This is a genomic window from Stenotrophomonas sp. YJH_SMC_25, assembly GCF_059369595.1.
Genome location: NZ_JCAFSV010000006.1, coordinates 195,704 through 219,744, shown reverse-complemented (window position 1 = coordinate 219,744; position 24,041 = coordinate 195,704). Strand labels below are relative to the sequence as shown.

24 protein-coding genes and 1 tRNA gene are annotated in these 24,041 nt (G+C 64.7%); 5 read left to right on the top strand and 20 right to left on the bottom strand.

Features of this window, described 5'->3' with window-relative positions; all coding sequences use genetic code 11:
- Positions 1–426 precede the first annotated feature (426 nt).
- Genes cyoD through cyoA form a run of 4 tightly spaced genes read right to left on the bottom strand, consistent with a single transcriptional unit; the run spans position 427 to position 4,443 of the window.
- Positions 427–768 (bottom strand): cytochrome o ubiquinol oxidase subunit IV, encoded by a 342-nt coding sequence (cyoD, locus tag AC5P7E_RS10695; protein WP_005408584.1) that lies wholly within the window; start codon positions 766–768, stop codon positions 427–429.
- Positions 768–1,406 (bottom strand): cytochrome o ubiquinol oxidase subunit III, encoded by a 639-nt coding sequence (gene cyoC / locus AC5P7E_RS10690; protein WP_005408583.1) that lies wholly within the window; start codon positions 1,404–1,406, stop codon positions 768–770. Before cyoC ends, cyoD begins: the two co-directional genes overlap by 1 nt.
- Complete coding sequence (cyoB, locus tag AC5P7E_RS10685; RefSeq protein WP_032966504.1) at positions 1,403–3,400, bottom strand: cytochrome o ubiquinol oxidase subunit I; 1,998 nt, start codon at positions 3,398–3,400, stop codon at positions 1,403–1,405. Before cyoB ends, cyoC begins: the two co-directional genes overlap by 4 nt.
- 2 nt (positions 3,401–3,402) lie before the next feature.
- Entirely contained in the window at positions 3,403–4,443 is a 1,041-nt protein-coding gene (cyoA, locus tag AC5P7E_RS10680; protein ID WP_005408581.1) for a ubiquinol oxidase subunit II, read from the bottom strand.
- Positions 4,444–4,796: 353 nt separating this feature from the next.
- Between cyoA and AC5P7E_RS10675 the strand changes: the two genes are divergently transcribed.
- Genes AC5P7E_RS10675 through AC5P7E_RS10665 form a run of 3 tightly spaced genes read left to right on the top strand, consistent with a single transcriptional unit; the run spans position 4,797 to position 6,142 of the window.
- On the top strand, positions 4,797–5,408 hold the full coding sequence (locus AC5P7E_RS10675; protein ID WP_062606751.1) for a GyrI-like domain-containing protein: 612 nt from the start codon (positions 4,797–4,799) through the stop codon (positions 5,406–5,408).
- A gap of 39 nt (positions 5,409–5,447) precedes the next feature.
- Positions 5,448–5,792: a hypothetical protein gene (locus AC5P7E_RS10670; protein ID WP_062606749.1), complete on the top strand. Its 345-nt coding sequence runs from the start codon at positions 5,448–5,450 to the stop codon at positions 5,790–5,792.
- Between the two features lie 23 nt (positions 5,793–5,815).
- Positions 5,816–6,142 (top strand): hypothetical protein, encoded by a 327-nt coding sequence (locus tag AC5P7E_RS10665; RefSeq protein WP_005408578.1) that lies wholly within the window; start codon positions 5,816–5,818, stop codon positions 6,140–6,142.
- A gap of 26 nt (positions 6,143–6,168) precedes the next feature.
- Here the strand turns inward: AC5P7E_RS10665 and AC5P7E_RS10660 are convergent, their stop codons facing one another.
- The 3 genes from AC5P7E_RS10660 to AC5P7E_RS10650 are packed head-to-tail and all read right to left on the bottom strand — an operon-like array spanning position 6,169 to position 8,076.
- Positions 6,169–6,765, bottom strand: a complete 597-nt coding sequence (locus AC5P7E_RS10660) for a hypothetical protein (RefSeq protein WP_062606747.1) — start codon at positions 6,763–6,765, stop codon at positions 6,169–6,171.
- Complete coding sequence (locus AC5P7E_RS10655; protein ID WP_061201628.1) at positions 6,766–7,110, bottom strand: TonB family protein; 345 nt, start codon at positions 7,108–7,110, stop codon at positions 6,766–6,768.
- Between the two features lie 15 nt (positions 7,111–7,125).
- On the bottom strand, positions 7,126–8,076 hold the full coding sequence (locus AC5P7E_RS10650; RefSeq protein ID WP_414490454.1) for an RHS repeat-associated core domain-containing protein: 951 nt from the start codon (positions 8,074–8,076) through the stop codon (positions 7,126–7,128).
- A gap of 497 nt (positions 8,077–8,573) precedes the next feature.
- Between AC5P7E_RS10650 and AC5P7E_RS10645 the strand changes: the two genes are divergently transcribed.
- Positions 8,574–9,758 carry a site-specific integrase gene (locus tag AC5P7E_RS10645; protein WP_185695323.1) on the top strand — a complete coding sequence of 395 codons (1,185 nt, stop codon included), beginning with the start codon at positions 8,574–8,576 and terminating at the stop codon, positions 9,756–9,758.
- A 91-nt stretch (positions 9,759–9,849) separates the two neighbouring features.
- On the opposite strand, the gene AC5P7E_RS10640 is transcribed toward AC5P7E_RS10645, so the two are convergent.
- The 4 genes from AC5P7E_RS10640 to AC5P7E_RS10625 all read right to left on the bottom strand — a co-directional run bounded on the left by AC5P7E_RS10640 (position 9,850) and on the right by AC5P7E_RS10625 (position 12,034).
- Positions 9,850–10,365, bottom strand: coding sequence for a hypothetical protein (locus tag AC5P7E_RS10640; RefSeq protein ID WP_049431449.1), 516 nt, complete (start codon positions 10,363–10,365; stop codon positions 9,850–9,852).
- Between the two features lie 69 nt (positions 10,366–10,434).
- Complete coding sequence (locus AC5P7E_RS10635; protein ID WP_049431447.1) at positions 10,435–10,815, bottom strand: hypothetical protein; 381 nt, start codon at positions 10,813–10,815, stop codon at positions 10,435–10,437.
- 228 nt (positions 10,816–11,043) lie between these two features.
- Positions 11,044–11,316, bottom strand: a complete 273-nt coding sequence (locus AC5P7E_RS10630; RefSeq protein WP_049431444.1) for a hypothetical protein — start codon at positions 11,314–11,316, stop codon at positions 11,044–11,046.
- Positions 11,309–12,034 (bottom strand): hypothetical protein, encoded by a 726-nt coding sequence (locus AC5P7E_RS10625; protein ID WP_329761672.1) that lies wholly within the window; start codon positions 12,032–12,034, stop codon positions 11,309–11,311. The genes AC5P7E_RS10630 and AC5P7E_RS10625 overlap by 8 nt, the downstream gene beginning before the upstream one ends.
- Positions 12,035–12,349: 315 nt before the next feature.
- On the opposite strand from AC5P7E_RS10625, the gene AC5P7E_RS10620 reads away from it, so the two are divergent.
- Positions 12,350–12,559, top strand: coding sequence for an ECs_2282 family putative zinc-binding protein (locus AC5P7E_RS10620; protein ID WP_049431438.1), 210 nt, complete (start codon positions 12,350–12,352; stop codon positions 12,557–12,559).
- A 437-nt stretch (positions 12,560–12,996) separates the two neighbouring features.
- Here the strand turns inward: AC5P7E_RS10620 and AC5P7E_RS10615 are convergent, their stop codons facing one another.
- The 9 genes from AC5P7E_RS10615 to AC5P7E_RS10575 form a co-directional block, all read right to left on the bottom strand.
- Complete coding sequence (locus tag AC5P7E_RS10615; RefSeq protein ID WP_072166901.1) at positions 12,997–13,242, bottom strand: hypothetical protein; 246 nt, start codon at positions 13,240–13,242, stop codon at positions 12,997–12,999.
- Positions 13,235–13,747 carry a hypothetical protein gene (locus tag AC5P7E_RS10610; protein WP_185695322.1) on the bottom strand — a complete coding sequence of 171 codons (513 nt, stop codon included), beginning with the start codon at positions 13,745–13,747 and terminating at the stop codon, positions 13,235–13,237. Before AC5P7E_RS10610 ends, AC5P7E_RS10615 begins: the two co-directional genes overlap by 8 nt.
- Positions 13,748–14,360: 613 nt before the next feature.
- Positions 14,361–16,763 (bottom strand): bifunctional DNA primase/polymerase, encoded by a 2,403-nt coding sequence (locus AC5P7E_RS10605; RefSeq protein ID WP_279732035.1) that lies wholly within the window; start codon positions 16,761–16,763, stop codon positions 14,361–14,363.
- Positions 16,764–16,766: 3 nt separating this feature from the next.
- Positions 16,767–17,069, bottom strand: a complete 303-nt coding sequence (locus AC5P7E_RS10600; protein ID WP_185695320.1) for a helix-turn-helix domain-containing protein — start codon at positions 17,067–17,069, stop codon at positions 16,767–16,769.
- Between the two features lie 383 nt (positions 17,070–17,452).
- Positions 17,453–18,586 carry a DNA cytosine methyltransferase gene (locus AC5P7E_RS10595; protein WP_199801586.1) on the bottom strand — a complete coding sequence of 378 codons (1,134 nt, stop codon included), beginning with the start codon at positions 18,584–18,586 and terminating at the stop codon, positions 17,453–17,455.
- Positions 18,587–18,655: 69 nt separating this feature from the next.
- A complete protein-coding gene (locus AC5P7E_RS10590) occupies positions 18,656–19,417 on the bottom strand; it encodes a restriction endonuclease (protein ID WP_185695319.1) in 762 nt (253 codons plus the stop codon).
- Between the two features lie 127 nt (positions 19,418–19,544).
- Positions 19,545–19,620, bottom strand: a tRNA-Thr gene (locus tag AC5P7E_RS10585).
- Positions 19,621–19,825: 205 nt separating this feature from the next.
- Complete coding sequence (locus tag AC5P7E_RS10580) at positions 19,826–20,830, bottom strand: 2-hydroxyacid dehydrogenase (RefSeq protein WP_114618558.1); 1,005 nt, start codon at positions 20,828–20,830, stop codon at positions 19,826–19,828.
- A 97-nt stretch (positions 20,831–20,927) separates the two neighbouring features.
- Complete coding sequence (locus AC5P7E_RS10575; protein ID WP_114618557.1) at positions 20,928–23,798, bottom strand: autotransporter outer membrane beta-barrel domain-containing protein; 2,871 nt, start codon at positions 23,796–23,798, stop codon at positions 20,928–20,930.
- Between the last annotated feature and the right edge of the window lie 243 nt (positions 23,799–24,041).

The window sequence follows — 24,041 nt, the reverse complement described above, 5'->3', positions numbered from 1 at the left end:
CCAGCGGCCGGCACTACCACCCTGTGCCGGCCATGCCAGGCGGGATGAGGCCGATGGCTTTGGGGTCGGATCCCTTGCTGCAGGCAAGGGCTCTGACCCCGTCCACGCATGGCGTGGATCCTGGTAGAGCCGGCCGCTGGCCGGCTTCCCGCAACTGCCGGCCAGCGGCCGGCACTACCCCCCTGTGCCGGCCATGCCGGGTGGGATGAGGCCGATGGCTTTGGGGTCGGATCCCTTGCCGCAGGCAAGGGCTCTGACCCCATCCCCGTACAGCGTGGATCTCCTGTTAGAGCCGGCCGCTGGCCGGCTTCCCGTAATTGCCGGCCGGCGGCCGGCACTACCACCGCGCGTGCCATTCCCGGTGGGCGCGACAAACAAAAAGGCCGCCCGAGGGCGGCCTTTCTGCGTGGCAACGTCGCGTGGACGTCAGTGCATCATGTGCACGTTCATGTTGTGCATGACCCACAGGGTACCGACCACGATGATGCCGATCACCACAACGGTGAAGGCCGCAGCGTTGACGTTCCAGCGGCTTTCCGAAGAGCGGTCCAGGTGCAGGAAGAACACCAGGTGGACCAGCATCTGCAGCACCGCGGTGATGGCGATGACCACACCGTTGACGGTGCGCGAAAAATCGCCCGACATCACCATCCAGAACGGGATGACGGTCAGCACCACCGCCAGCACGAAGCCGATCAGGTACGACTTCACGGTGCCATGGCTTTCGCCGCCGGTGCCGTGGTCGTGTGCATGGTTGTCATGTGCCATTACAGGGCTCCATTGAGGTAGACGACGGAGAACACGCCGATCCAGATCAGGTCCAGGAAGTGCCAGAACAGGCTCAGGCACGCCATGCGGGTCTTGTTGGTCGGGGTCAGGCCGTACTTCTTCAGCTGCACGAACATCACCAGCAGCCACAGCAGGCCGGCGCTGACGTGCAGGCCGTGGGTACCGACCAGGGCGAAGAACGCCGACAGGAAGGCACTGCGGTCCGGACCGTAGCCCTGGTGGATCAGGTGCTGGAACTCCCACACTTCCATGCACATGAAGCCGAAGCCCAGCAGCCAGGTGATGCCCAGCCACAGGTACATCTGGCCCATCTGCTTGCGGTGCATGGCGATCATGCCCAGGCCGAAGGTCAGCGAGGAGGTCAGCAGCAGCGCGGTTTCCCATGCCACGAACGGCAGTTCGAACAGGTCCTTCGCGGTGGGGCCACCATCGGTGCCGCCTGCCAGCACCACGTAGGTGGCGAACAGCGAGGCGAAGATGAGGCAGTCGCTCATCAGGTACACCCAGAAACCGAAGACGGTGTTGCCGCCGGTGTCGTGGTGCTCGTGGTCGTCATGGCCATGGGCCGCCGCATGCGCGGCGTGCCCGTGGCTCAGGGTCGAGGTATTGGTGCTCATGCCTTCAGCTCCGACTTCACCAGGCCCTGGGCTTCCAGGTGCTTGCGGTGTTCGTTCTCGATGCGTTCCACCTCGGCGGCCGGGACCCAGTAGTCCACGTCCTGGTCGAAGGTGCGGTAGATGAACGTGGCGATCATGCCGACGAAGCCGACGATGGCCAGCCACCAGATGTGCCAGATCATCGCGAAGCCGAACACCAGGCTGAAGGCACCGATGACAACGCCCGTGCCGGTGTTGCGCGGCATGTGGATGTCGGTGTACTTGGCCGGCTTCGGCCAGGCTTCACCACGCTGCTTGCGTTCCCAGAAATCGTCCAGCTCGGTGACTTCCGGCAGGGTGCCGAAGTTGTAGAAGGCCGGCGGCGAAGAGGTTTCCCACTCCAGCGTACGGGCATCCCACGGGTCGCCGGTCAGGTCGACGGTCTTCTTGCGGTCGCGGATCGACACGGCCACCTGGATGATCTGGCACAGGATGCCGGCACCCACGATGAAGGCACCTGCGGCGGCAATCAGCAGCAGCGGCTCGTAGGCCGGGTTGACGGTGCTCTGCAGGCGACGGGTCATGCCCATGAAGCCCAGCACGTACATCGGCATGAAGGTCACGTAGAAGCCGATGAACCAGCACCAGAACGCGCACTTGCCCCAGAACTCGTTGAGGCGGAAGCCGAACATCTTCGGCCACCAGTAGGTGATGCCGGCGAACATGCCGAACACCACGCCGCCGATGATGACGTTGTGGAAGTGGGCGATCAGGAACAGGCTGTTGTGCAGCACGAAGTCGATGGCCGGGATCGCCAGCATCACGCCGGTCATGCCGCCGATGACGAAGGTGACCATGAAGCCGATGGTCCACAGCACCGGGGTGGTGAAGTGCACGCGGCCGCGGAACATGGTGAACAGCCAGTTGAAGATCTTCACGCCGGTCGGGATCGAGATGATCATCGTCGTGATGCCGAAGAAGGCATTGACGTTGGCACCCGAGCCCATGGTGAAGAAGTGGTGCAGCCACACGATGAACGACAGCACGCCGATGCAGGCGGTGGCGTAGACCATGCCCTTGTAGCCGAACAGCGCCTTGCGCGAGAAGGTCGCGATGACTTCGGAGAACACACCGAACGCCGGCAGGACCAGGATGTACACCTCCGGGTGACCCCAGATCCAGATCAGGTTGATGTACAGCATGGCGTTGCCGCCACCGTCATTGGTGAAGAAGTGCGTACCCAGGTAACGATCCAGGGTCAGCAGCACCAGGGTGATGGTCAGCACCGGGAAGGCAGCGACGATCAGCACGTTGGTCACCAGGGCGGTCCAGGTGAACACCGGCATCTGCATCAGCTTCATGCTGGGGGTACGCATCTTCAGGATGGTGATGAAGAAGTTGATACCGCTCAGCGTGGTACCCAGGCCTGCGACCTGTAGACCCCAGATGTAGTAGTCCATGCCGACGCTTGGACTGTATTCGATGCCCGACAACGGCGGGAACGCCAGCCAGCCGGTGGCAGCGAACTCACCGATCCACAGCGACAGCATGATCAGCACAGCGCCCGACACGAACAGCCAGAAGCTGAGCGAGTTGACGAACGGGAACGCGACGTCGCGCGCACCGATCTGCAGCGGCACGGCCAGGTTCATCAGGCCGGTGATCAGCGGCATCGCCACGAAGAAGATCATGATCACGCCGTGGGCGGTGAAGATCTGGTCGTAGTGGTGCGGCGGCAGGTAACCCTCGGACCCGCCGACGGCAAGCGCCTGCTGGGTACGCATCATGATCGCGTCGGAGAAGCCGCGCAGCAGCATGATGAAGGCGACGATGAGGTACATCACGCCGATCTTCTTGTGATCCACCGAGGTGAACCACTCCTTCCACAGATAGCCCCACAGCTTGAACTTGGTGATCAGGGCCATGACGCCCAGGCCACCCAGCACCGCGCCGACCAGGGTGGTCAGCACGATCGGATCGTGGGGGATCGACTCAAGAGAGAGTTTTCCCAACATGTTCATTCTCCCGAACCCGCGTGGCCAGCATGGCCAGCGTGTTCGTGTTCGGTGGCATCCAGGTTTTCACCCGATTCCTTGGAATCATGCGCGTCACTGGGGGCATGCCCCTCGTGCGCTTCATGGCTGGCGGCATCGGCAGCGGCGGCACCGGCGTGCGAGTGCTTCATGCCGTAATGCTTGTTGTCGCCCATGTGCTTGGCGATGACCCAGTCGAACAGGCCTTCTTCGGTCTTGCCGAAGTAGGTGACCGGATACCACTCGGCGTTGCGTGCTTCACCCAGGGCCTTGAACGAGGCCTTGTCCAGGGTCTGCTCACCGGCACGGACCTGGTCCAGCCACTGGCGGTATTCGGCATCGGTGACCGAGTAGGCGGTGAAGTGCATCTTGGCGAAGCCTGCGCCACTGTAGTGCGAGGACATGCCCGGGAATTCACCGGTCTCGTTGGCGATCAGGTGGAGCTTGGTCTCCATCGCAGCCATCGAGTAGATCATGCTGCCCAGGTGCGGGATGAAGAAGGCATTCATCACCGAATCGGACGTGATCTTGAAGTTCAGCGGCGTGTTGACCGGGAACTTGATTTCGTTGACGACCGCCACCTTCTCTTCCGGATAGATGAACAGCCACTTCCAGTCCAGCGAGATCGCCTCGATGGTGACCGGCTTGACGTCCGATTCCAGCGGACGATACGGGTCCAGCGCGTGCGACGAACGCCAGGTCAGGACCGCCAGCACCAGCACGATCATGCAGGGAATGGACCACACCACCACCTCGATCGCCGTCGAGTGGGACCACTTCGGCTCGTAACGGGCCTTGGTGTTGGAGGCGCGATACTTCCACGCGAAGGTCAGGGTCATGATGATGACCGGGATGACGACCAGCAGCATGAGCACGGTGGCCGTGATCAGCAGGGTCTTCTCATCCTGGCCGATCTGGCCCTTCGGACTGAGGATGGCCACGGCATCGCAGCCGGTGAGCATCACCAGCAACGACAGCAGCAGGCCCGGGCGCAACCAGCGCCCAAGGGTTTTCAACGGAATCATCGGTCGATCCAATTGCGAGGGAATGCCGTTCCCCGTCCTGCCTGTTCCGGCCAAAGCCGGTCCCACCGGTCCGGAAGACAGGTAGGGAGGTGGGTCGAGTCAGCCTTTCAATTTTAGGCCGTCACCCACCATTTAAGAAAGGCATTGACATTGATCGAGCGCAGGAAAGGCCCGATTCTGGCTGCGACACGTTGTCGCACCGCGCGGGCATGACGGGGCGCATGACCCAGGGCGGCATTCCGGCCCTGGACGTTCGCGGGCCGTTCGCCCTCGTTCGGCAAAGTCACCTGAATCGGTTCAGGCGTGCTGACGGGTGCCTAGCATGGGATGCTCGGCACAGGAGGAAGACCCCGATGGACAAGATCGACTTCAAGAAGCGCGACCGGGCACTCTATCACCCGCCCACCGGCCAGTTCGTACCGGTCGATGTACCGCCCCTGCCCTACCTGATGGTCGATGGCCGCGGCGACCCGAACACCGCCCCGGCCTACCTGCAGGCGGTGCAATGGCTGTACTCGGTGAGCTATGCATTGAAGTTCGCCCTGAAGGCCGGGGGCCAGGACTACGTGGTGCCACCGCTGGAAGCGCTTTGGACCGCCGAGGATCCGTCGAGCTTTGTGGCACGCCGCAAGGATGAGTGGAGGTGGACGGCGATGATCCGCACGCCGGATGGGATCAGTCCAGCGCAGTTGGAGGCTGCCATTGCCAAGGCGGCGAAGAAACTGGGCGACGTTCCAGCCAGCCTTCGCCACGAAATTCTCGAAGAAGGCCTCTGCCTGCAGACGCTGCATGTAGGCGCCTACGATGACGAGGGTCCGGCCCTGGCCCATCTGCACGACGAACTGATGCCCGCACTGGGTTACACCTTTGCCGGCCCCCATCATGAGATCTACCTGAGCGACCCGCGCAGGACCGACGCGGCGCGGTTGAAGACCGTGCTGCGGCAGCCCGTCCGCGCGGAATGACCGCCTGCGAGCACCGCTCTGACAAGGAGCAGAAGATTCATGCCCCTGATTGATCGTTTACTGCGCTGGACCACCCTGCCCACCGGGCGCCGCGCCTTCGCGCTGCTGTGCAGCGTGTTGTTGCTTGTACTGGCCTGCAATCCCGACCTGCTGCCGCTGCTGTCGCTGATCGATGCACTGGGGATGGATGTGGTGATGTTGCTGCTGGCTGCACAGGTAACGGTGGTACTGCCCTGGCTGCGGGAACGCGCCGGGCGATGGTTCCGGCTGGCCATGCGGATCGCGGCCGGGGTGCTGGCCGGGGTGATCGGCGGCTATCTGCGGCAACTGGTGATGCTCGTGCTCATCAGATCCGGCACCTGCTGCGCTATATATAGGGCTTGATGCCCCGGGCCTGCAGGGAAGACATGAAACAGCTCGCTATCACACTCGGTGCACTGCTGCTGTCCGGCAGCGCATGGGCCGATACACACCAGACCGGAAAAATCACCAAACTGGTTGTCGAATCCACGTTCGTTTCCGTGTGGCTGGAAGGCCAGCCCACCAACAACGAGTGTGCTTCCGACGGGCGCTGGACAATCGATCTTGCCAGCGACAAATCCGGACGGGAAAAGTACGCGGCCATCCTGTCGGCGGCGTCATCGCGGACACCGATCGGCTTCCACGCACTCACCAGCGAAGGTTGCGGCGTGTTCGGAGCAAAGAAGATCTACTATTTCGACCTTGCCTATTGAGACAGCACTCCGCGCAGACGTGCTGCTCAGCGCCTCGGGGCCGGATCTGCGATGCAGACCTTCTCCCCAAGGCGCAGGGACTTGCCGTCCCCGTGCCCTGCCGATGAACGATCAAGCGGCCAAAAGCAGACACTGATACCGGAAAGGTCATTGCCATAGTCTTCGGGGATGCCGGTCATGGCAATGCCCATGACTTCATTCCAGCCCGGCGCGCCACACTTCAGGCAAGCTGCCGCGCTCGCCTTGGCTTTGCCTGGTGTCCATCGCGCGGGCGGAAGGCCCATTCGCCCGGCTTTCCATTCGACATACCGGGAATGGAAGCCAATTGAAAATCCACGCCCCATGTCCACCGTTGTCGTCGAGGCGTCTGCGGGAACCGTCGATTCAACCCGGATCGTCACCGGCCGGTCGGGCAACGTGGCTCCGACCTCAATGCAGTAGGTCGGCGCGCAGGCCTGCGGCACAGAGACAGGTGGCGCAGCGGATGCTGCAGCCGGCAGCGAGGCGGCCAGAATGACGACTGAAGAAGCAATCCGCATGATCATTTCCTCTTGTCGTCCTCGATGAGGGTCTTCAACACCTGCTCGCTGCCGTTGCTGTTTCAGCAGGTTGACCGGGCTCATTCAATCCAGACGTTGGAAATCGAATGTGACCTTCCTGGTGCAGCGGGATGGGACCGGAGGGAAACGCCACTTCGCCACGGCAACCAAGGCTGCGCGCTCATAAGCAGCATTGTCGACCCTCCCCCGGTCCAGCGCTTCAAACTGTGACCGCGTGATGACGGGATTTGTCACCCGCCCATCCTCTTCAACGACGACGGTCGCCACGACAGAGCCACGCACCTGCATCTCAGTCGCGGCGGGAACGACCGGCGCAATGGACTCCACCGGACTGCTTGCCGCCTGGCAAGGCCCAGGGAGCTCCTCACCGGCGCGACATGAGGCACTGGACAAGGCCAACGCAAGCATCAGAACGCGGTTCATTCAACACTCCCGATTGCTGGTGGGGGAGCAGACATTAACCGTGCCGTTCGTGTCGCTGTAGCTCTTCCGGGCAGGCTCCCCCAGCTCACGCGCGGCCCGGGTCTCCACCCCCGTAGCCCGCGCCTTCTCCGAAGATACGCCGACTCGGATCTGCATCACGCCGTTGCTCTCCGAGTTGGACTGTGGCGCAACAAGCGAAGCCTGGAAAGCGGACAATCCAACCCGATCATGCTGGGCAGCATGGCTCACCTCGTGACCGCCCCCCAGAGCAGGAGACTGGATCTCCCCGGAGGATTTGACGCGAAGTCCAGAGGTGACATCAATGCTGATGATTCTTTTGTTCTCGTCATATCCAAAATCACCATTGCGATTGAACTGTATGGTGTAGGTCTCATCGGATAGGAGAATCTGCTTCAGTTCAGAGCTGATGGTTTCTGACTTCATCCAATGGTTGAGCACGGCAGCACCATCACGCAGCGTCGCTCCGCCTTCAAATGCGTACTTGACGATTCGCCCATCTGGATCCGTGAACCTGTAAGGATTCCCGTTCGCATACCTATACCGGTTGAACTGCCCCACCGGCTGCTCATACGCCGTGACCGGATCAACCGACAGGAACACACCCAACTGCGGATCCATGTAGCGCTGCTGCATGTAGATCAGGCCCGTTGCCGAGTCGCTCACATGCCCGGTATACCCCGGCCCGTCCGTGACCTGACCACCGACCACGGCCCCGTAGGGCTCGTAGTCATAGCGCTTGATCACATTGCCGTTGGCATCGCTCTCAGCCACGACCGAGCCCAAGGCGTCCGTGTGGATGTAGGTGACTGTCGTCTGGGCGATTGCGGATGGCGACAGGCCAAGGCCGATCAGCAGCACGCAGGACAGCCAGGCGCCTGTTGCCCCCAGCTTGCGAATTCGATCTCCACATCTCCTGAAGCGGGTAAACACGCCGCCTGCAGTTCCCCCGAACCTGCGCATCCTTCCAATCTCTGAAAGAGCCTTGAAGCAAGGCTGGGTATTCATAGCACAGGAATGACCGGCTGCAGTTGCCAGGTCAGGAACTGTGCAAGGAGCCAAGCGCCTGGGAAGCCGGAGGGGCGGGTAGATCGCGAGACTCAGAAATCGCGGAGTGCCAGCCATGGGCTGGCACTCCTGGGGTTGCCGGCCAGCGGCCGGCACTACCAGAGCATAAAAAAAGCCCCGACCAAGGCCGGGGCTTTTCTACAACTGGTGCCGGAAACAGGAGTCGAACCTGCGACCTACGCATTACGAATCGCTGCGCGCGCATCTTGCCATGATTTGGTATCAGATGGCCTAAGTGCGCTTACAGCAAGGGAAAACCGCGACCTAATGAGGCTTCAGGGGCACTTACGGCGCGTCTGAACACGGCACCTTGTGGTGCGAAACCGTGTCCGTGCCGTGGCCCCGCCACCCACGGAGCCAGCATGAAGTCGAAGATCACCCAGTCCCTCGTCGAGAGGGCACCAAAGCCCGAGCCGGGCAAGTCGGCCCTGTACGCCGACACCGAGATGAGGGGGTTCTACCTCATCGTCACCCCCACCAAGCGCAGCTTCTACGTCCAGTCTCTCGTCAACGGCCGGCAAGTCAGGACGAAGCTGGGCGACCACCCGGCGATGGACGCCAAGCAGGCCCGAGACGCCGCCCGGCAGACGCTGGTCGGCATGCGGGGCGGCACCAACCCGAACGAGGAGCGCCGCCGGGCGCGTGCGCGCGGGATCACCCTGCGCGAGGCGCTCGACCTCCACTTGGCGGCCAAGCCGCTGTCCCCGAGGACCAAGGACGACTACCACTACAACTGCGAGCAGTACCTGTCCGACTGGCTCGACCGCCCGCTGGCCGAGCTCGGCGCGGACCGCTCGGGCGTGCGCGACAGGCACCGCCGCATCACCGAGCGGCACGGCGCGCCCTCGGCGGACAACGCTTTCCGCATCTTCAGAGCCGTGTACAACCGGGGCCTGCGCGAGCACCCCGACCTGCCGCCGAACCCCTGCGGGAACGTGGACTACCATGGGCTGCGGCGCCGCAAGGTCGACGCCCCGACGGACAGGCTCAAGGCGTGGGGCAAGGCGGTGCTCGGCCTCCACCCGGTGCGGCGGGACCTGCACCTCTTCATGGTGCTCACGGGCATGCGGCGCACGTCTGCCTGCGAGGCACGAGCATCCGACCTGGACCTCGCCTCCGGGCGACTGCACGTGCCCAAGCCCAAGGGCGGATCGACCCGAGCGTTCGACCTGCCGCTGTCCGGGCCGCTCGCCGACCTGCTCGGCCACCGGGCCGAAGATAACCCTCGCCTCCACAGAAAGACGCCGTGGCTGTTCCCCGCAGAGTCGAAGTCGGGCCACGTCGCCGAGGTCGCGCAGCACGAGCTGGACGGACTGACGGGGCACGCCTTGCGCCACGCGTTCGCAACGCTGGCCGTGCAGGCGGGTGTCCCGCTGCTTGAGCTGAAGTACCTGCTCAACCACGCCGCGAGCAACGTCACTATGGGCTACATCCACGTCGGCCCCGAGCACCTGCGAAAGCACCAGGAGACGGCGTCGCGCTACATCCTCGAACAGCTCGGCCTCGAATGGACCAAGGGCGAATGGCCGCCTAGGCTGGCCACCTAATCCACCGTCGGGACGTGATCGCGAACAAGCGCATGAAAAGAAAGGGCCACCGTGACGGTGGCCCTTTTTCGTACACGACAGGAGAACGGCGTCAGTCGTCGGTTGGCGCGGGCGCGACCACCCGAACCGTGGACAGAGCCTCGGCCGACTGCTCCTCATCCATGTCAGCCGGGTGGTGCTTCTGACGCGGCGGCACCTCGACACCCTTCTTGCGCATGTCGTTGGCATACCAGCGCACGGACTTAGCCGTCGCCGCCGCGCCCTCGATCTGCGCGTTGACCATATCGGCCACCAGCGCGTGCGGGTAGCCTGCGGGGTCCATCAGGATCGCGCGTGCGAGCGCGCCGACGCCAAGGCCACGCGGCTTCTTCTCGGTGGCATCCCGCGCTTCGGCGGCCTGAACCTTCGGCTCTGCGCGCTGCGCGGTCGCCTTGGGCTTCTTCGGCTGCCCGAACGAGACCAAGTCGATGTTCTTGTCGGCCGCGACCTGCTCGATCCGGGCGACGAGCTTGGTTCGGGTCGCGAAGGTCTTGGGACCAGCACGCTTGTCGGCGATCCGGTTGTGCAGGGCCAGCAGTTCCTTGGTGGGCATTCCTTCCAGCTTCATGACGTTCTCCTACGTGTTGGTGGGCACGTAGGCATTAGGTCGTGGTTCGCTGGACTCGGGAGCCCCCCCTTATTGATTAGCCGCCATAGCAAGGGTGTCCTGCTCTTCAAGCTCCTCCTCGGCTGTCGGGCTCGACGCGGCAGGACGATTCGCGATCAACGCTGTGACATCGCTCCACTCCTCCATACGGAATACGTGCACCCTATTCACATGGGCGCAGAAGTTTGGGGCCTGAGTTTGCAGAACTCCTTGCAAGGTCATCAACGCGGTAATTGGATCTTGATCGCTGACGGTGTGATACAGCGATCCCTGAGGGTGTGCAGTGAAACCGCAGGTCGCCAGTGCCTGTGGGATTTCAACTTGGTACACACGAGTGATTTGAGCGTTCGTGAAGCCGGCAGCGCGCATGCCGACAGTATTCAAGTCAAACGCGATCGCGTAGTTAGCCATATACCCTCCATCCCTTGGTTAGTAGTCATATGACGATATACCTATGCAAGATGATCGGCAAACCACTTAGGGAAGACCGAGGGATTGGGCCACCTAACTGGCCGTCGGCGCGCGAAATCGCCTAAACGCATGAAAAATAAGGGGATGCCATTGAGGCATCCCCTCGAAACACGGCCGGAGCACCCATCGCCCCGTTGCGCACCCACCGTTCCGGCCGCGTTTGCCCGGTCAGCAGAGCGCGAGGTGCGCCTGCCCGTATCCCAGCCGGTCGGCCCGGCGCTTGGTCTCGCGGTCCACGTACAGGTCCAGCGCGCGGCAGTACGGAACGCCCGCCAGGCGGGCCGCGTCGTCGAAGTACTCGGAGTAGGGCCGCACGCCCGCTGCCTCGGCCCGCTCGGCCAGGGACGCGAGGAGGTCTCGGCCGGTGCGAAGGGCCGAGACCATGCCGGCGAGCGCGATGGTCGCCGGGTGGTCCGCCGAGTAGTGGGCCAGCCTACGCATCGCCGTCGTCCCCGATAAGTGCGCGATCGATCTGCTGCTCGCGCATGGCCAGCGAGACCGTGCTGAGCGGGTTCGCCTTGCCGGCGGTCCAGGCACGGATGGCCACCAGGATGCCCTGGAGGCGAGTGTCGCCCAGCTTGATGTACTCCCGCACCTTCAGGTAGTCGTCCTGCCTCATGGCCCCCGCGAACTCGGCGGGGCCGACAGGCCGGTCCTTGGTGGGCAGCCGGTCGATCAGGGAGAGCACGGCGGACGCGAGTGCCACGTTGGACGTGCCGACGGCGACCTGGGCCATGTGGCCGAGCTCGGCGGGGCCTGCGTGCTGGAGCTGCTGGAGGTACTCGGTGCGTTTCGGGTCGCCCAGCGCGGCGCGTGCCAGGACCTTGGCCGGGGAGTCGTAGAACTCTCGCTGGCCGACGAGCTGCGCGTGCGGTGCGCCGGCGTCCTTGAGGATCTTGTCGAGCTCGGCCCTGGAGTTGTCGCGGATCTCGCGGACGGTGGCGAGGGTCTCGTTCTGCGCGAAGCGAGCGAGGTCGCCGGAGGAGAGGCCGGGCGCGCTCTTCCAGCGTGCGGCGATCTGCTGCTTGCGGGCCGCGACGTCCTTGTTCAGGCGCTCGATCGTGGCGAGGGCGCGCTTGTGCAGCACGTCCAGCTGCGAGGCGAGCTCGCCGATCTGCTGGGGGCTGAGTAGCGGGGTGTCGCTGAGGGTGATCTTCATGCTCGTGTGCTCCGGTGGGTCGTGGTCCTCCGGTCGCCTGTCACGAGCGCATCCCCGGCCTAGGGGTGGTCTGCGCGCCAATGCGCTGACCGGATGCCTGCAATGTGCCGCGGAGCGCCAGGCGCGAACGCCATCGTTCTCTGGACGTGTTTCCCTCATAACTGCCACCTCCGCTGCGGCTTGCGGATCATGGGCTTGGGGGCGCGCTGCCCGCCGATGAGATGTCAGCACGCCCAGCTGGTCGCGGGCCTTGAGACGGCAGCAGGCTTCACTCCATCCGCAACACTCCGTTGCCGACCCAGCGCAGGCCCAGCAATGAGCACCACCCAAATCGGCGTCAAGTGTTCCTGTGGAAGCAACAAGTTCGAGACGCCCACGAACCCGAAGGCGTCGGACAGGATCAAGTGCTCCAGGTGCGGCGCGAGCGGTACCTACGGCGAGGTGATGCGCCAGGCCACCTCGCAAGCCAAGACCGCAGTTGAGAAACAGCTCAAGGACATGCTCCGCAGAGCGGGATTCAAGTGACCACGTAGGCCGGGTATCAGTCCCAGTCGGTTGGGCGCGCGCCCTTGGGCATGCCTCCAGCTCCGCCGCAGTCCAGGCACATGCGGGCGCGCGCCACGTCCTCCGAGAAGTGCGAGCGCCCGCAGCACATGCAGCGGAGCCAGCCGACCCGGCGCACGAGCCTAGGCGGATCGCAGTTGTGGTCCAGCACGGTGACGCGCAGCGCGCCGCCGTCGTCCGGCCAGCGGGAGGGCTCGATCAGCTCCCTACCCATCCGAACCGTCGAAGGGTCATGCACCTCGCGTCGGCCCGGGGTTGCGCCGAGCCACAGGTAGCCGGGCCACTTGGGCGAATGGCAGCGGCCGTTCACCGCCGTGACGCTCAGGCCGAGCGCCTGGGCAGCCTTCCTGGAGGATGGGTACCGGACCCCGTCCACCTCCACGGCGACCGCCCGGCCGTTAGTGGCCCCGGTTGACGCTGCCATGCTCGCGCCGGTTCTCATACTCAAGCGACATGAGCTCCCACTCGCCCGCGTCCAGGCGCGGCACCGGGCCGATGCAGGTCATCTCGCTGCGACGGGCCAGGCAGTCACGCCCGCCCATCGCCTGGACCGCATCGGGCGCGGTGCCGTTGACCGCGTCCAGCATGGCGTCGATCTGGGCCGCGCGCTGCATGACCTCGGCCACGCTCAGGTTCTCACTCATCGTCTTCCTCCTGCGGCCGCGCCGCGTTGTACTTGGAGAGCAGCGCCACCAGCTGGGCGCGCTCGTCGGCGGGCATCGCCAGCAGGGCGTCGGCCGACAGGCCCGTGTCCTCGACCTTGACGCGCAGCCTGTCCGCCATCTGCTCGCCGTAGCGGAACTTGAGCAGCACCTCCAGGAGCCTGTCGCTGTGCTTGCGCACCGTGAGCGGCCTCTCCTCGCCGGTCTGCGGGTCCCTCACCGTGGCGAGCCTGCCGCCGTGGACCACGGGCTCGTCGTAACCGAGCGCGGCGCGCCTGTACGCCTCGTCCAGGAGTGAGTCGAGCGCCACCTCGACCGCCTTCTCCCACCGCGTGCGGAACTCGATGTCGTTGGCCTTGTGGTAGAAGGCCGTCTGCCTGCTGATGCCAGCCGCTGCCGCGGCCTGCTTGGGCGAGCACGTGTCCTCCAGCACCTGGAAGAACACCTCGCGCCGCTCGGGCGAGAATGAGTTGGGGACAGAAGGCATGGTCGCCGTCTCCATGAAAAGTGGCTTACGGCGTGATCGTGTCGTGCTTACGCGCGCAGGCACGCCATCGTTCAAGCAGTCGGATCAACGGCTTGGACGGCCCAGACCATCTAATGTGCGATCAGGCGGCGCGCTCGGCCACGGTCGGCGGAGGCTTCTCCTCGCGCGCGAGGGACAGGAAGCACACGGTCGGAAGGACGATCAGCCGCGTTCCCCGCATCGGTCGCCACGCCCGCCGCGCTCGGCCAGGCTCAGGTCACACCATTGATGGGTGTCGGCGTCACGGAAGCCGTCCGTGCTGCCGAGATCAGTCCGTGCTCAGAAAAGCCTTGTTTTTATTGCTTTTTCTTACTCTTCATAGACTTCACAGACTAAAAATATGATCAGATAAGAAACGACCCAAAAACTAAATACCTAAATGCCAAATGCCGGGTCGGGCTGTTTAGCATTTAGGTATTTAGTTCCGGGCTCGTTTCTCGGCCGAACGCGAAACGAGCTTGTGTGCTCGGTCGTTCGTGCTTCGGTCCGGTAAGCGGATGATCCGCAAAGACAAAAAGGCCGACCCACCGTCACGGAGGGTCGGCCGCGTCTCGGACCGTGGCCGAGATTGCCCTCAGCCGCGGCCCACGCGCCTCGCCCAGATGGCGCGCGCGTCCGCCAGCTTGGGCAGCACCCACCGCCAGGTCTTGCGGCAGTCGTGGGTGACGACCTGCCTGTCCCCGAACCCCGCCTTCTTCTTGATGACCATGCCGAGCCCCGCCTTGGTCTTCGGCCTCACGCCGAGCATCCTGGCGTGCGCGACGTAGTCCGCGTGGAGCTCGTCCTTGTCCACCTCGACGGCCTCCGAGCCCCAGGGCAGGTCGCACAGGAAGTTGGGCAGGCGCCCGGCCTCCAGGAGGCCGTCCCACCAGGACTCCTCGGCGCTCTGGCTCATGAGCTTTTGCTCGGCTAGGGCCTCGGTCTGCGGCACGCTGTCGCGCGGGTGCCAGTCGCCCAGGTCGCGGGTCAGCATCTCGTGCAGCAGGCCCGCGAGGCCGCCGCCGTCGAGCTGGCGGTTGAGGGCGTTGAAGAACTCCCTGTCGCCGCGACGCCGCTCGTTGACGTTGAACACCGCGAACCTGCGCTCCCCGTCCATGCCGGCCGGCACGACCCACTCGTTGTTGGACGCCATGACGATGTGGACGTGGTTCCTGCCCGTCACCGCGTCTCGGCCCTTGCCCTCGTAGGTGAGGGTCGGCTCCGTGACGAGCTGCTTCAGCACGGCCTCGCCCGCCTTGTCGCCGGCCCAGAACGCCTCGTCGGCGAACAGGCAGACGCAGTTCTGCAGGTGCGAGTTGAAGCGGCCGACGAGGTGGCCGGGCGAGCTGATGTGCAGTCCGCTCGCGCCCGAGAGCTTGAACAGCGCGCGGCCGAGCGTGCCCTTGCCGGTGCCCTTCGCGCCCTTGAAGGCGATGGCGACCTCCGCGACCTTCTCGGGGTGCTGGAACATGAAGGCCATCCAGTTCAGCACGTACTCGAACGAGGCGGCGTCGCCGTCGGTGAGCACGTCGCGGATGAGCTCGCGGAGCAGCGACCAGTCGCCGGGCCTCGGCTCGACGGACCAGCCCTTCCACATGTTGAGCCAGCCCTCGTGCTCCTGCTCGCGCGCCGGGTCGAAGATGATGCCCTTGTAGGTGCGGCGGTGCGGGCTCCTGAGCCAGAGGTCGGCCCTGCTCATCAGCTTGTCGTTGTGCTCGACGAGCTGGTTCTCGTAGGCCGATCGGAAGTCGCTCTTGGAGAGGCGCTGGTAGCGCACGCGCCCGTCGAAGATCGGGTCCGGCTCCTCGGTGACGACCTGGAACCCGTTGTCCAGCGCGACGTAGTGCCGGGCGTTCATCTCCTCGATGACGGCCGCGATGCCCTCGGCCCTCGGCGGCTCGCGCAGCGCCGCGTCGTCCACGCCGCGCCCTAGGTCCTCGGGGTCCTCCCACGCGTCGAAGTCGTCCTCCGCCTCGGGTCGCGCCACCTGGCCGCCCGCCTCCTGCACGACCTTGTGCAGGAACTTCACCGTCACGGGGCGGCCCCGCCGTCCCCCGGTCGGGCTGGCGTGCAGCGAGTCCCACTTGCGGCCGATGGTCCAGGCGTCGTCGCGGTACTTCGGGTCCTGCGTGCTCCAGTCGATGAACTCCTGACGCCCCTCGCCCGCGGTGGCGTGGTGGCAGGCCATCATCAGCGGCAGCCACTGCGAGTCGTGGTCCTGGAAGTCGCAGGGGTCCAGGTGCTCAAGGGAGGCGGCCAGCATCTCCGGCGTGAGCTCGCCGAGCCCGGCCGCCTCGCCGTGGGCCCGCACGGGGCGGCGCGTCAGGCGCAGCAGCGCGTCGGGCACCTGCGGCGCCTCCTCGGGGAACGGCGCCAGGTCGTCCCACTCGTAGCGCCTGCCGTTCGGGTGCACGGAGCCGGGGGCCACTACCTGGCGCCCCTGGCTCTTGAACTCCACGCCGGGGTAGGTCTCCAGGCTGTCGAGGAGCTGCACGTCGGCGGGCTTGCGGAAGTAGTAGTGGTGCCCGCCCGATCCGGTGACGACGTGCGGGCACGCGGACAGGTCGATGCGCGCGTCCCGCACCAGCTCGGCCAGCGGGTCGCGTCCGGCGGCGTTGTCGGGGTCGTCCTTTCCTCCGAAGTTGCGCGGGTCCACGTCGAGCACCATCCACGTCGGCGGCAAGCGCACGCCCACGTTGCGGCCGTCGCGGCGCGCCTGCTCCACCACCTCGCGGCTGTCGTAGTCCCTGGCCTGCCAGGCGCCGTCGCGCGGCGACTTGCCGCGCTGGCGACCCTTTTCGTCTCGCGCGTCCCACCTGTGGAGCGGGATCAGCGTGAGGCCCGCGCGGATCAGACCATCGACGTCGAATGACGGCGTCGGCGAGCTGCGCCCCACGGCATCATTGATCCCGTGAGCTCTGGCAGGCTCCGTCTCCCGGTCGGTTGTAACCTTGCGCCCACGGTCTAGCACGCCGTGGGCGTTTTCTTGTGCGGCCATCGGTCAGCCCTCCGCCTTGGCGGTGCGAGCCGCCAGCATCGCGGCGCCGACCTTCCGCATTCCCTCGCCCATCGGCTGGCCCTTCGCGTACTCGCGCAGGTCGCCCATGCGGTAGCGGATCAGCTTCGGTCCGACGCGGGTGTACTTCGGGCCTCCGCCGTTGCAGCGGTACCACGACAGGGTGTTGTACTTCAGGCGCAGGAACGCGGCCGCCTCCTGGGCGGTCGCCAGCGCGTCGTCGGGGAGCGCATGCAGCTCCGCCATCTCCTCGGGGGAGAGCTTCTTGGGTTCGTAGGGGGTAGTCACAGGCGTGCTCCATCTCCAGGGCTCCCGCGGCGGCGGCATGCCGCCGGGGGACTGGGCCTGCTGTGCGTCGCAGAGATGGGCTGCCTGGCTCGTCACGCTGGGCTGGCCTCGGCTGTTCTTGCCACCGAAAGCACTTCTGACCGCCATAGCCATTGCCGGCGATCCTCGGGCAGGCCTGGTCGCCAGCCCGATTAGTTCACATAGTACCGGCCCGACTCTCGCGCCGACACCAACACTTTGTCCGGGCTCCCCGGTGAGCCCGTGCGGCGCGACGCGGTCCGGGCTGCTCGGTATCAGGCCGCGCGGCCCCGGACGCGCCACGGGCCACCTGGTGAGACCGTGCGGCTACTCCGAGCGCAGATTCCTACAAACCTCTGAGGAGCTCAGACACTCAGAGCGAGCTGTCCCCGGACTTGCAGATGTTCCACGCCTGTCGACGCTTCACCTAATGCGTCTGATGCGACAGCCTCGGCCAGCATCGCGCTGACTAAGGGCGGAACCGCGTCACCAATCTGGCGATACTTCGATGAGAGCGAGCCGAGGAATACATAGTCCTCGGGATAGCCTTGGAGCAACGACATCTCGCGAACCGACAACAATCTGTCTTGCTCGGGATGTGTGTAGCGGCCATTTCCTGGAGAGCTGCACTCACGCGTCACAGTCGGCGCAGGCTTATCCCAAGCGAGGCGGCCGTACACGTCTGGGTATGAGCCAGGCTTTTCGACGTTCATGCTGGGGATTCTAAGATGGGCCTTGTCTTCAGGTATGTCTATCCAGCTACCACCGTCTTTGGGGATCGCTTGCATTCGGGCACGAGTGACGTCGTTCATCGTGGGGCAGACGTGCATGGGGTCATCTGGGTGAGTTTCGCCCGCTTCAAGTCGAGGTAGATGGCCGATTGCATCCCGGACAGTGCGAACCCTAGGCGCAGGACGAAGCATGGGGACAAGACGGCCCCCGAGCTTGGCGACAACCAATGCTCTGAGCCGCCGTTGAGGAAGCCCAAATTCGGAGAGGTCATGCACCTCCGCAAAGACCTCGTAGCCCAGCTCGGTCAGGTCTTTGTATAGCCCCTCAAAATGGTGACGGTGCCGGCCACTCAGCAGCTCTTTGACGTTTTCCATGAGGATGTAGCGAGGCCTCCAGACCGCTGCAAACAGGGCGGTCCGCCGCACGAGTTGATTCCTCGCATCATCATTTACATGGTTTCGAGCCTGTTTTTGGCTGAACCCAGTGCAAGGCGCGCACGAGATGAGAACATCCACATCCTCTGGGGTGAACCCAAAATGTTCTGCTAGTTCTTCCGGCCCCGTAGTAGCGAGATTGACATTGGCGGGGCGCAGGCCGTGGTTGTGCTCGTATGTGGCATTGCAGTTCGTCGCGCCCACGCCGTAGCTAGGCTTTGCAACCTCTAGGTCAGCTGCCCCGATGATCTGGAAGGCGCCGTGGCGCTTGAAACCGCAGCTCATGCCTCCGGCGCCCGAAAAGAGATCCACTACACCCAGCTTCTTAGTCAAAATCAACTCTCAATAGTCATCCGGTGATGATCCAAATACTACGGCGCAGCTCGCTTGAAGGGAGCGCCCTCAGGCAGCAATATCCCGACCGAACGCCCATGTGGCATGAACCCGGCAGAGGTCCTTACGGATGTTCTTCACCTGCAACTTCCTCTCACCGCCGGCATCGAAGTAGAGCTCGAACTTGATGCCTCCTGTCGCGTCCCTGACCTTGACGTATGCCGGGATGAGTGACTGCGTCGAATTCGCCATGTGTTCAATCGGGGCAGTCGCGCTTTCCAGCAGCAGACTCTTCGGAATTTCGACCAGCTCGTACCTCACGTGCTCCAGCTCTTTGCTCAAGCAACGCATGGTAAAGATGCGGTCGTAGCCGTTGAGGTGCGTCAAAAACTGTTGGCGCTGGAAGTCAATGTCCCACTCACCACGGCCGAGCTCCATCCATTTGCTAACGTGGATGCGGTCCTCACGGATGGCCGCGTTCGCCTGGGTCTTGAGATTGACAGGTACTCCATTGATGGTGATGTCATGGCCACGGTTGGTCGGGTTCTTCTCCAAGGCCGCCTCGATGCCTGCCGCATTGAGCGAAGCCTCCAGCGCGTATTCGAACCGATCCTTGCTCAGTGCTTGACGGCTGCTCGCATGGTGGGTCAGCAACCTGTCGCCTAGGTCGTCGAGAACAACATCAGTGACAAGGTCAGAATCCGGCCGCCGCCAAAATCGCCGCGAGCGCGCGTAGGCCAAGATGGTCTCTTGGATGCGCCGTTGCTGAGAGTTGGTCAATCCATCCAATGCCCTCAACAACTCTTGCTTTTCCTCGATGCTCAAGCTCACCGAACGCACCTCGCCCCATCTTTACACGTTGGGTGGAAGCATAAGGCTGGCAAGGATGCCTGTCGAGGATACCGTCCCCTGCAAAGCAAGAAGGGCAGCCTTGTGGGCTGCCCTTCTCACCTTTAGGTGGTGCCGGAGATAGGAATCGAACCTACGACCCCATCATTACGAATGACGTGCTCTACCAACTGAGCTACTCCGGCGGAAACCTGAAACTTGTTCAAACCGTGTCCGCGCTACCTCACCATCGGACCGCTGGCGGCCCTAAAGCCTTGTACCGCATGCCTTCTGCCTCCGCCACCACGACAGCCGCGTCGCGATTACGAATGCGCCGCTCTACCAACTGAGCTATTCCGGCGGAGCCCGCGATTTTACGGGCTGGGCGCCCCGGCGGTCAATCCACCCGGCTCAGTCCGCCTCTACCCGGTTGGCACACACCCGCCCAGCCGCGAAATCCTGCAGGTTCCCCAGCGTGATCGCCGAGATCTCCTGCAGCGCCTCCACGGTGAAGAAGCCCTGGTGGCCGGTCACCAGCACGTTGGGGAAGGTCATCAGGCGCTGGAAGGCCTCGTCGTCGATGATCTCGCCGGACAGGTCCTGGAAGAACAGCGCGCTTTCCTGCTCGTACACGTCGATGGCCAAGTGGCCGAGCCGGCGCGACTTCAGCCCGCGGATCACTGCATGGGTATCCACCAATCCGCCGCGCGAGGTGTTGACCAGCATCGCGCCCGGCTTCATCCGCGCCAGCGAGGCGTCATTGATCAGGTGCTGGGTATCGGGCGTCAGCGGGCAGTGCAGCGAGACGATGTCAGCGCGCGCCAGCAGTTCATCCAGCGCAACCATCTCGCCGATACCTGCGAAGGCCGCCGACGGATACGGATCGTGCCCCAGCACCGTGCAGCCCATGCCCTTGAAGATGCGCGCGGTGGCCAGGCCGATCTTGCCGGTACCGATGATGCCGACCGTGCGGCCATGCAGGGTGCGCCCGAGCAGGCCATCGAGCATGAAGTTGCCCTCGCGCACGCGGTTGTAGGCACGATGGGTCTGGCGGTTGAGGGTCATCACCAGCGCCAGTGCATGCTCGGCCACGGCTTCGGGCGAGTACGCCGGCACCCGCGCGACGAACAGGTCCAGCGCTTTCGCAGCGGCCAGGTCCACATTGTTGAAGCCCGCACAGCGCAGCAGCACGGCCCGCACACCCAACGCGTGCAGCGCGCGCAGCACCTGCGCATCCAGCCGATCGTTGACGAACACGCAGACCGCGGCGCAGTCCTGTGCCAGCGCTGCGGTATGCACATCCAGCGCGGCATCGAAGTAGACGAACGTGTAACCCTGCCCCGCCGCCTCACGCAGGTTGGCTTCGTCCAGGAAGCGACGGTCGTAGGGTCGGGCGCTGAAGACGGCGATCTGCATGGAAGAACCTGGATGGAATGCCATGCCGACCATACCGCAGCCACGCGTCCGTGGGGATGGCACCGGCGATGCGAACATCGCCGGTGCCCTGTGCCACTCAGAACTTGTAACCCAGCCCCAGCATCACGCCGTTCTGGATCTGCCCGTCACGACGCTCGCCCACGTAGTCGGCCATGATCGACAGGCGTTCGCTGGCGCGGCTGGTCACGCCCAGGTTCCAGGCCAGCACCTGCTCGCCCACGGCCTGGCTGCTTGCCCCGAACACCAGATCCGGTGCTGCGGCGAAGCCGGTGCTGTAGCGCGCCTGCGAGTCGCCCAGTTCCTTCTGCCAGACCACGCGGGCACGCGGGGTAATGCGCTCGCCGTTGTTGCCTTCGAAGGTCCTGAACAGCTGCAGGCCGGCGCCCACGCGGATGCTCTCCAGGCTGCCGCTGCGACCGACCAGTGCACCCGCACCCTGCCCTTCATTGAAGCGCGTGGCCGAGGTACGCGCGTAGTCCACCACCGGCAACAGCGGCTGGATCACCAGGCCCTTGCCCGTGGTGAATGAGAACGCGTGCTCCACCCGCGCGGAGATCGCATCGTTGCTGTACGTGGCACGCAGCGGCTGCTGCAGGCCATCGATACCGCTGACGCTGCGGCGGGTGTCGTGACGCAGGTCTGTGTAGCGCACCGCCGCCGAGAGATAGCCGCGCGAATAGGTCGCGTCCAGGTAGCCGCCCACGTCCAGCGCGCGCACGTCACCACTGAAGTCGGAGCCGTCGCGGCCCTTGGTCGACATATCCGCCGCTGCCACGCTGACGCCCAGGGTGACGCGGTCATCGGCAACGCGGGTATCGGCGCCGACGACGATGCCGCCGATGTTATGGCTCAAGCCTGCCACGCCACCGTCGGCATCGATGCGGCCGTGGCTGGCGAAACCGCGCGCCCACAGGCCATGGTTGCGACCAGAGCCACTGCCTTCACCGCCACCCGCCGCCGGCTCGACCAGATGCATGGCCAGCTGGTTGAACAGGCTGCCGTGGCGCATGCCCGGCTGCGCCGACACCGATTGCGCGGCCTGCGAAGCCAGGCCGTCGGCATCACCACCACTGCGCATCGCGGCCTGGTGTTGCTGCACCACGTCGCCGATGCTGCCCACCAATGCGTTGTCGGCCAGGCGCAGGGTCGCGTGCGCGTCACCGCGCAGGGTACCGGCCTGCTGTGCGATCACGTCACGGTCGGCGAACTGCAGGGCGCCGAGCAGCGACTTCAGGCCACCATCCCTGCGATCGGAAGCGGTCGCCAGCGCGCGGCCCAAGCCATCGCCGGAAGTGCCGTTGGTGAACAGGCCCAGCTGGTCGAAACCCGGGTTGGCGGTCAGCCACAGGCCGTCAGCGGCCTGCTTCACGTTGAAACTCAGCAGCGAGTTGTGGCGCGGGCGGAACACTTCGCCGCCGGTAATGCTGGCGCTGTAGCCGGTGTCACCCAGACGCACGACCTCTTCGAAGCCGCCCTGGTATATCGGGCCCTGCACCAGGTCACGGCGGAAGTCCTGGCCGTAGTAACCCTGCGCCACGTTCAGTTCGAGGAAGGCCCCTTTGGAGATCACCAGCGCGCCGTCGGTCTGCTTGCTGTCGAAGAAACTGCCTACGCGCAGGCGGCCACTGCCCGCCCCGCCGTTCTCGGTCACATCGAACAGCACCTTCCCGCCCGGCATGATGTTGACGTAGCCATGGGTGACCAGATCGCCGCCGCGCGGCATCAGGGTCCCGTACACGCGCAGGCGGTTGAAGCCGTCCTCGCGCCAGGACGGGCGGGTACCGCTGGCCAGCGCACTGAGATCCATAGCGGTGCCGGCCACGTCACCATTGCCGACCAGCATGCCTGCGCCCATTACCCGCACCTCCGAAGCGCGCAGGGCGCCGCCTTCCAGCGCGATGGTGCCGTTGTCGACCAGCATGAAGTCGGCACCGGTGGTCGCGGAGGTCCGCCATGTCGCGCCGTTGGTCACGCGGATCACGCCCATGGAGTTGTCCAGCGTGGACACATCCAGGTCGCCCAGGCGCAGCTTCGACAGCAGCAGGGCCTTGTATGTGGGATCGTTCTGGTAGTCCTGTACCGAGTTCGCGCCGATGCCCTGCGGACCATTGCTGGAGGCGTTGTAGATGCTCTGCGCCAGGTTGATGTAGCTGGACTGCCAGTTGGTGTTCCAGCGCGCGAAGTCATCATCGACGAAGGTCTGCAGCTGGCGACCGGTGCGCAGGTAGCCCGGGTTGATGTCGCCGCTCACGTTGGCGGTGACATTCAACGTATCGCCCGGATCGCGGTAGCCCTTGGCGGTGATGACCCTGTTGCTGTAGATGTCCTGCCCCGGGAACGACTCCAGCTTGCTGCCGCTGCCATCAGGATCGAAAGTGACCGAGGCACCCGTGGTGCGCGCCGGATCGCGGAACACCAGCAGGCCGTTGGGCTGCACGACTTCATACATGGCCTTGTGCAGCAGCCCGGCATCGATGCCACCGCCGTAGTTGCCGGTGTAGATCTGGGTCATCCGCGGCGACGGCGTGTAGATCACTTTGCCGCTGTTGCTGGCCGCGTGGATCTGTACCGAATCGACGATCGGCAGATCACCGGCCAGATAGCGTTCGACGCCACCGGACTGCATGATCGAGCAGGACGAAATGCAGTGGCCGGACACGATGGTGTTCAGGCCGGACGTGCGGATCACGCCCTGCAGCCACTCGCCGGCGATCAGCGCGCCACCATTGGAGGTGCGCAGCACCACTTCGCGGATCGGCCGGCCCTCGGCCTGTGCCTTGGCCAGCAACGCGGGCAACGACACCACATCGGCGTAGGTCACCCCGCCGCTCAGGAAGATGCGATCCCCCTGCACGTGATAACTCATTGCCATGACGTCATCAGCCGCCGCGATGGCGCCAACGGCGATCAGCCCGGCCAGGGCCAGGCTCAACTTCGAATGCTTCATACGTTCTCTCTCTCCACCCGCAACACGCGGGTAAGGAGTCAAACGGCAAAGCGCCGGAATCTCCCCCAGCCCGGTCGGCCGGAAAAAATGAATGCATTCACAATGAGAGAGGGGGCACCACACACTCTTCCCCATCCGGTCATCGTCGCGTAAAACTCGAAGGCGCACCCGTCAACGTCAGCCGAGGCCAGCCCTGTCCGTTCCGTCCCCCCTGATCCACCACGCGCCGGAGCCACCCGCGCC

Excerpts from the sequence above, each read along its gene's own strand:
- cyoD (WP_005408584.1), bottom strand. The coding sequence starts at position 768 with ATGGCACATGACAACCATGCACACGACCACGGCACCGGCGGCGAAAGC.
- cyoC (WP_005408583.1), bottom strand. The coding sequence starts at position 1,406 with ATGAGCACCAATACCTCGACCCTGAGCCACGGGCACGCCGCGCATGCG.
- cyoB (WP_032966504.1), bottom strand. The coding sequence starts at position 3,400 with ATGTTGGGAAAACTCTCTCTTGAGTCGATCCCCCACGATCCGATCGTG.
- cyoA (WP_005408581.1), bottom strand. The coding sequence starts at position 4,443 with ATGATTCCGTTGAAAACCCTTGGGCGCTGGTTGCGCCCGGGCCTGCTG.
- AC5P7E_RS10675 (WP_062606751.1), top strand. The coding sequence starts at position 4,797 with ATGGACAAGATCGACTTCAAGAAGCGCGACCGGGCACTCTATCACCCG.
- AC5P7E_RS10670 (WP_062606749.1), top strand. The coding sequence starts at position 5,448 with ATGCCCCTGATTGATCGTTTACTGCGCTGGACCACCCTGCCCACCGGG.
- AC5P7E_RS10665 (WP_005408578.1), top strand. The coding sequence starts at position 5,816 with ATGAAACAGCTCGCTATCACACTCGGTGCACTGCTGCTGTCCGGCAGC.
- AC5P7E_RS10660 (WP_062606747.1), bottom strand. The coding sequence starts at position 6,765 with ATGAGCCCGGTCAACCTGCTGAAACAGCAACGGCAGCGAGCAGGTGTT.
- AC5P7E_RS10655 (WP_061201628.1), bottom strand. The coding sequence starts at position 7,110 with ATGCTTGCGTTGGCCTTGTCCAGTGCCTCATGTCGCGCCGGTGAGGAG.
- AC5P7E_RS10645 (WP_185695323.1), top strand. The coding sequence starts at position 8,574 with ATGAAGTCGAAGATCACCCAGTCCCTCGTCGAGAGGGCACCAAAGCCC.
- AC5P7E_RS10640 (WP_049431449.1), bottom strand. The coding sequence starts at position 10,365 with ATGAAGCTGGAAGGAATGCCCACCAAGGAACTGCTGGCCCTGCACAAC.
- AC5P7E_RS10635 (WP_049431447.1), bottom strand. The coding sequence starts at position 10,815 with ATGGCTAACTACGCGATCGCGTTTGACTTGAATACTGTCGGCATGCGC.
- AC5P7E_RS10630 (WP_049431444.1), bottom strand. The coding sequence starts at position 11,316 with ATGCGTAGGCTGGCCCACTACTCGGCGGACCACCCGGCGACCATCGCG.
- AC5P7E_RS10625 (WP_329761672.1), bottom strand. The coding sequence starts at position 12,034 with ATGAAGATCACCCTCAGCGACACCCCGCTACTCAGCCCCCAGCAGATC.
- AC5P7E_RS10620 (WP_049431438.1), top strand. The coding sequence starts at position 12,350 with ATGAGCACCACCCAAATCGGCGTCAAGTGTTCCTGTGGAAGCAACAAG.
- AC5P7E_RS10615 (WP_072166901.1), bottom strand. The coding sequence starts at position 13,242 with ATGAGTGAGAACCTGAGCGTGGCCGAGGTCATGCAGCGCGCGGCCCAG.
- AC5P7E_RS10610 (WP_185695322.1), bottom strand. The coding sequence starts at position 13,747 with ATGCCTTCTGTCCCCAACTCATTCTCGCCCGAGCGGCGCGAGGTGTTC.
- AC5P7E_RS10605 (WP_279732035.1), bottom strand. The coding sequence starts at position 16,763 with ATGGCCGCACAAGAAAACGCCCACGGCGTGCTAGACCGTGGGCGCAAG.
- AC5P7E_RS10580 (WP_114618558.1), bottom strand. The coding sequence starts at position 20,830 with ATGCAGATCGCCGTCTTCAGCGCCCGACCCTACGACCGTCGCTTCCTG.
- AC5P7E_RS10575 (WP_114618557.1), bottom strand. The coding sequence starts at position 23,798 with ATGAAGCATTCGAAGTTGAGCCTGGCCCTGGCCGGGCTGATCGCCGTT.